This window comes from Levilactobacillus acidifarinae DSM 19394 = JCM 15949 (genome assembly GCF_001434835.1).
Taxonomy (GTDB): domain Bacteria; phylum Bacillota; class Bacilli; order Lactobacillales; family Lactobacillaceae; genus Levilactobacillus; species Levilactobacillus acidifarinae.
On sequence record NZ_AZDV01000017.1, the window covers coordinates 21921 to 28382 of the forward strand.

Genomic DNA, 6462 nt, shown 5'->3' on the forward strand with positions numbered 1-6462 from the left:
TAAATGAAAGGAATTATTTTAGCAGGTGGCTCAGGTACTAGGCTATATCCAGTTACTTTGGTGACGTCTAAACAGTTGATTCCAATCTATGATAAACCAATGATTTATTATCCACTTTCGACATTAATGTTAGCTGGTATTCGAGATATCCTGATTATTTCAACAGCACAAGATGCTCCCCGTTTTAAAGCACTTCTGGGTGATGGCTCGCAACTTGGGATTAATTTGGAGTATGCGACTCAGAAGCAGCCCAATGGTCTTGCAGAAGCGTTTATAATTGGTGAAAAATTTATTGGTGATGATTCTGTTTGTCTAATTCTTGGCGATAATATTTTTTATGGAAATGGCCTTTCAAGATTGGTTCAATCAGCTGCCAAGTTAACATCTGGTGCTAAGGTATTTGGGTATCAGGTAAATGATCCGGAGAGATTTGGGGTTGTTAGTTTTGATGAGCAACACAGGGTTGAAAGTATTGAGGAGAAGCCAGAACATCCGAAAAGTCATTTTGCAGTTGCCGGGATTTATTTTTATGATAATCAAGTTGTTAAAATTGCAAAGAGCATTAAGCCATCTGACAGAGGTGAGCTTGAGATTACGGATATTAACAATGTATATTTAAAGCAGAAAACTTTACGGGTTGAATTGCTTAGTCGAGGTTTTGCATGGTTGGATACGGGAACACACGAGTCGTTGCAAGAAGCCTCTGGGTTCATTCAAACCGTTGAAAAAAGGCAAAATATCTTAATTGCTAGTATTGAAGAGGTGGCCTTTCGGATGAAGTACATAGATAAGGCACAGTTAAAAAGGTTAGCTGAGCCGTTGAGAAAAAATCAGTATGGTCAATATTTATTGAACATTGTCAATGAAATTGATTAGGATAAGATAATGAAGAAAAAAAGTTTTTGGATAATCAGTATAATAATTTTGGTAATTATATCTGGAGCTTGTAGTTATTTAGTTGTTGAGCACCAAAAAGAAGTAAGAATTTTACGAAAAGAACAACAATCACGTGCGAAAATTTTGAACTATCAAAAGCCTTTGACAGATAAAGCGGGAACATTTATTTGGTTATATGCTTATCAAAAGGGCTCTACTAAAAATGAGAATTATATTAATTCACAACTCAAGTTAGCCCGAAAAACAGATTTTAAATATGTAGTTTTACCCATTGTTTTTAAAAAAGGGTATGTTCAAAATGATAAATTTGATTTTTCAGAATTTGATGAAGCTATTTCGGTTGCTCGAAAAAATCATTTAGTACCAATTATTGAATTTAGTTCAGACAGTCCTCAGGATAGTCAAATGTATAAAATACATCCTAAAAAGGTAATTGATAAATATTGTAAAATGATAAAATTTGCTATTAGACGTTATCGAGGACGCGGAGTTGTATGGCAAATGTGGAATGAACCAAATAGTCTTTTCTGGTTTAATCAAAGTGAAAATGGTAACGAAAAATCATTAACTAAAGCATGGAATGGATTGGGACGAAAAATGCAAGGATGGGTTCGACAATATGATCCTAATTCTGTATTTCTTGGTGGAAATTTAGCTGGAAACTACGTAGACTCAAAAACGGCTATTAAGTCGGCTTTAAATACAGGGTTAGCAAGTTATCCAGATGCTATTTCAAATCATCCTTATTTATCTAGTCAGGAATCAAGAAATGGCGCACCCGAAAATTTATTTGCTGTTAACTCAAGAAAAAAATTGATTAGTTTTGGTACTAAGAACACACAAAGTTCATTAAAAAAAATGCCATTGGTGACGACCGAGTTTGGTTACTCGATGGAAAAGAGTCATCATGGTGTTTGGTCAGAGGGAGACCAGGCAAACTACCTGGCAAGGTCTTTATTTGTACTTGATATGATGCACCAACCAATAATATCTTTGTACAGTCTAGTAGATGAGGGTAATGGTGATAGTCAGTGGGGAATGTATCGAGGGACAGCACCAAACTACGTTGCGAAGCAAAGTGGTAGGTTAATAATGGAATTATTAAGTAACCTAAATGGCTATACGTTAAATGACCGAGTAAAGCTAAACAGTCAGAATGATTATGTTCTTAAATATGAAAGAAAAGGTTATGCTAATCGATATGTTTGTTGGACATTAGATGCTAATAAGGATGTTTGGATTGCTCATCAAAAGGTGACTTTGTCACAAACACCGCAAATTGTTTATGATAAATGATTAAGTAAAAATAAAGGAGAAATGAATCTTGGGTAAATTAAAGGTAACGACAACGAAGTTACAAGATGTTAAAATTATTGAACCAATGGTTTTTGGTGATCAACGTGGCTTTTTTACAGAAACATATTCTGATCGTGATTTTAAAGCGGCTGGCATTAATTTTGATTTTATACAAGATAATCAATCATTATCATCACAGGCAGGTGTTCTCCGTGGCCTTCATTTTCAACGAGGGAAATCTGCACAAACTAAATTGATACGGGTTGTTACAGGAGCGGTACTAGACGTAATAGTAGATGTTCGTAAGGGTTCTCCGACCTATAAGCGATGGGAAGGATATATTATTTCTGCAAGTAATCATCGCCAATTATTGGTACCTAAGGGCTTTGCACATGGATTTGTTACGTTGACCGATAACGTCAATTTTTTATATAAATGTGATAATTATTATGATGCAGATGCTGATGGTGGTTTTTCCTTTGCAACGCCAGAGTTAGGCATTACTTGGCCAATTGATTTTGACCAAGCAATCACGTCGAAAAAGGATGCACAGCAACCTAGTTTCACGGAGTTTGAGAAAGACAATCCGTTTGTTTATGGTGAAATCTAAGGAGAGCTTGGAATGGAAAATTTAATTGTAACGGGTGGCGCTGGCTTTATTGGATCAAATTTTGTCCATTATGTTGTTGAACATCATCCCGAAGTGCAACATATAACTGTTTTAGACAAACTTACTTATGCTGGAAATCGTGAAAACTTAGCAGGATTGCCCGTTGAAAAGGTTGGATTAGTGGTTGGTGACATCTGCGATGCAAATTTGGTAAATAAACTGGTGAAGGGTGCGGATGCTGTTGTCCATTATGCTGCTGAGAGTCATAATGATAATTCGCTTCTTGACCCATCCCCATTTATTCAAACTAATATAGTGGGAACATATACTTTGATTCAAGCATGTCAGAAATATGGTGTTCGTTTCCACCACATATCGACTGATGAAGTTTATGGTGATTTGCCGTTACGAGAAGATCTACCAGGACATGGTGAAGGGCTGGGAGAAAAGTTTACGCCTGAGTCACGCTATAATCCAAGTAGTCCTTATTCGTCATCAAAGGCTAGTTCGGACTTACTTGTTCGAGCTTGGGTTCGATCGTTTGGATTAAAAGCGACGATTTCAAATTGTTCTAATAACTATGGCCCGTATCAACATATTGAAAAGTTTATTCCACGACAGATTACAAACATATTGAGTGGAATTCGGCCTAAACTTTATGGGAGTGGTAAAAATGTGCGTGACTGGATACACACTAATGATCATTCTCGGGCAGTTTGGACCATTTTGACAAAAGGGAAAATTGGTGAGACGTATTTAATTGGTGCTAATGGAGAAAAAAACAATAAAGAAGTTCTAAATTTAATTCTGAAATTGATGGGAAAATCTAGTGATGATTATGACCGGGTGAAGGATCGCCCAGGGCATGATTTACGCTATGCTATTGATTCGACTAAACTACGGCGAGAACTTGGATGGCAACCGATATTCACTGACTTTGAAACAGGATTACAGCACACTATTGATTGGTATACGGCTCATGAGAGTTGGTGGCGGAATGAAAAAGCTACAGTGGAAGCAAAATATTCTAAAAATGGTCAATAATTGGTGAGGTAGATATGGTGAAAATTTTGATTACGGGTTCCAATGGCCAACTAGGTATGGAACTTTGTCATTTATTGAATGAAGCAAAAATCGATTATCTGGGTGTCAACTCACAAGAGTTGGATATAACTGACAAGAAAAAAGTTAATCAACTATTTGAAACATATCAACCAGATGTTGTCTATGATTGCGCAGCATATACAGCGGTTGATGCTGCAGAAGAAGAGCCAGGTAAGCTATTAAACTGGCAGGTTAACGTTGATGGAACTAGAAATCTTGCGGAAGCGTCAGAAAAACTGGCTGCTAAGCTGGTTTATATTAGTACAGATTACGTTTTTGATGGGACTAAACAAGAAATGTATTCTGAACAAGATCGACCAAATCCTAAAAACGAGTACGGGCGAGCAAAACTTGAGGGTGAAAAAGTTGTACAACAAATTGTTTCCAGTTATTATATTGTTCGGACCTCTTGGGTTTTTGGTAAATATGGGAAAAACTTTGTTTACACGATGATGAGATTGGCGCAATCCCATTCGGAATTATCAGTGGTTGATGATCAAGTAGGGCGACCAACATGGACGCGCACTTTGGCAGAATTTATGATTTTCTTGGTTCAAGAACAAGCAAATTTTGGATTATATCAGTTGTCTAATGAAGGACAATGTTCTTGGTATGAATTTGCATGTGAAATTTTAAAAACAACAGACACTGTAGTAAAACCAGTTTCTTCAACTCAGTTTCCGCAAAAGGCCTATCGACCTAAGCATTCTGTAATGAGTCTATCCAAGTCGGCTAAATTAGGTTTTAAAAATCTAACATGGCAGAATGCACTACGTGATTTTCAATCGGTAGCCGATATAGATACAATAAACTAATTCTGATTATTAAATTATTTTAAAAAAGCTGAATAATCAACCATTTGGATTCTTTAGCGTTAAGATAGTTATGGAAGAACTTTCTTTTATAAAAAGGGTCTAATTAAATTTAGGGGGAGTACCTATATGGAACGGCGAAAAAGAAAACACACGGCAAGAAACGTTATTTTAGTGATTATTTTGGTTTTAATCGTTGGTGGTGGAGTTTATGCGATGCACCGTTATCAGAGCTTGAAAAATTCAATTGATAATACTTTTCAAGCGTCCGGCGTTTCCAAACAGAGAAACGTAAGTAAACAGATTAAAGATAAAAAGCCAATTTCAATCCTTCTTTTAGGTACGGATACTGGGGCACAAAAACGTACATACAAAGGACGAACTGACAGTATGATGATTATCACGCTGGATCCAAAGAACGATCGTACGACGGTTACTAGTATTCCACGGGATACTGCGGTTACGATTCCTGGTTTTGAAGGTGAGGCGCCATCGAAGATTAACGCAGCATATGCATGGGGAAGTTCCAAGACGACCATTCAAACTGTACAACAAATGCTGAATGTGCCGATTGATTTTTATGCCCTAATTAACATGGGTGGTATGCAGAAGGTTATCGATGAAGTAAATGGCGTAGATGTGACACCAACATTATCGTTTAAATATGAAGGTTATAAATTTACAAAGGGTGTTAAAACGCATATGGATGGTGCCAAAGCACTGGCCTATTCACGGATGCGGTATGATGACCCCAACAATGATTACGGTCGTCAAACACGTCAACGACAAGTTTTGATGGCTTTAGTTAAAAAGAGCGGTTCAATTTCAACGTTGATTAATCAGACGTTTATTAATTCATTATCAAGTCAAATCAAGACAGACTTAACTTTCGATAATTTAAAATCGCTTGCGCAAAATTACCGTTCTGCGGATAAGACCGTTAAAGAAACGCATCTTCAAGGTCATGGAAAAGAGCTTAGCGGTCAGGATATGGAGGTTATGACAAAGAAGGAACTTCAGCGAGTTACTAATTTTGTCCGTAGTGGGTTAGGTTTATCATATAAGGAAACAGGAACCGCTGCGCTTTTTAACAATAATAACTAAATGACAAATAGTTACTAAGTCATATTGGATTCGAAGAGATCATATCTTCGAATCTTTTTTGAGTTGTATGAATATTTTTATATTTGCTGTGATATAATTTCTAGAAACCAATTTTTAGATGGCTGAGACAACGGACTTGATAAAGGATAAGTGTAGTATAATAATGTATATCACTAGAAATTATTCTAAGGCGGTATATTGATGAGAAATAAAAGAGTAACACCATATATTCTATTTATTATTATGATTTTTATAGCATACATAGTATTAATGAGATCTGGAAATAGTTCTTTAGCGGCAACGATTACTAATATTTTGTATGATAAAAAGGTTCAAATTCTAACACTTGTTTTTTTAGCGTTACTTTTAGGGTCTCTAATTGTGTTAACTAGACGTTTTTGGATAGGATCTGCTACCTTTTTGATTATAGTTAGTATCACCTCTATTGCGAATTACGAAAAAGTTACATATAGAAATGAGGGTATTCTTCCTTCGGATTTACTAATGGCTAGCTCTTTAAATAAAATATTAACAATGTTAAATCCAGTCTTTATTATAGTTAGTGTAGTTATATTAGGATTGATGAGTTTGGGACATAAGTCCCTAAATTCCAGTAATTAAAAATTGGTCCTAGAAATC

General features: G+C 36.0%; 7 protein-coding genes. All 7 read left to right on the forward strand.

The window, feature by feature from the left end; genetic code table 11:
• Positions 1-3: 3 nt before the first annotated feature.
• The 7 genes from rfbA to FD25_RS14070 all read left to right on the forward strand — a co-directional run bounded on the left by rfbA (position 4) and on the right by FD25_RS14070 (position 6444).
• On the forward strand, positions 4-876 hold the full coding sequence (gene rfbA, locus FD25_RS06690; RefSeq protein ID WP_057802890.1) for a glucose-1-phosphate thymidylyltransferase RfbA: 873 nt from the start codon (positions 4-6) through the stop codon (positions 874-876).
• Positions 877-885: 9 nt separating this feature from the next.
• Positions 886-2193 (forward strand): hypothetical protein, encoded by a 1308-nt coding sequence (locus FD25_RS06695; protein WP_057802891.1) that lies wholly within the window; start codon positions 886-888, stop codon positions 2191-2193.
• 85 nt (positions 2194-2278) lie between these two features.
• Positions 2279-2803 carry a dTDP-4-dehydrorhamnose 3,5-epimerase gene (gene rfbC, locus FD25_RS06700; protein ID WP_235807918.1) on the forward strand — a complete coding sequence of 175 codons (525 nt, stop codon included), beginning with the start codon at positions 2279-2281 and terminating at the stop codon, positions 2801-2803.
• Between the two features lie 12 nt (positions 2804-2815).
• The gene (gene rfbB / locus FD25_RS06705) at positions 2816-3847 is read left to right on the forward strand and encodes a dTDP-glucose 4,6-dehydratase (protein ID WP_057802893.1); all 1032 of its coding nucleotides are present in this window, start codon (positions 2816-2818) and stop codon (positions 3845-3847) included.
• 14 nt (positions 3848-3861) lie between these two features.
• A complete protein-coding gene (rfbD, locus tag FD25_RS06710; protein ID WP_057802894.1) occupies positions 3862-4722 on the forward strand; it encodes a dTDP-4-dehydrorhamnose reductase in 861 nt (286 codons plus the stop codon).
• Positions 4723-4848: 126 nt separating this feature from the next.
• Positions 4849-5823 (forward strand): LCP family protein, encoded by a 975-nt coding sequence (locus tag FD25_RS06715; protein ID WP_057802895.1) that lies wholly within the window; start codon positions 4849-4851, stop codon positions 5821-5823.
• A gap of 201 nt (positions 5824-6024) precedes the next feature.
• Positions 6025-6444 (forward strand): hypothetical protein, encoded by a 420-nt coding sequence (locus tag FD25_RS14070; RefSeq protein WP_157050055.1) that lies wholly within the window; start codon positions 6025-6027, stop codon positions 6442-6444.
• Positions 6445-6462: the final 18 nt, after the last annotated feature.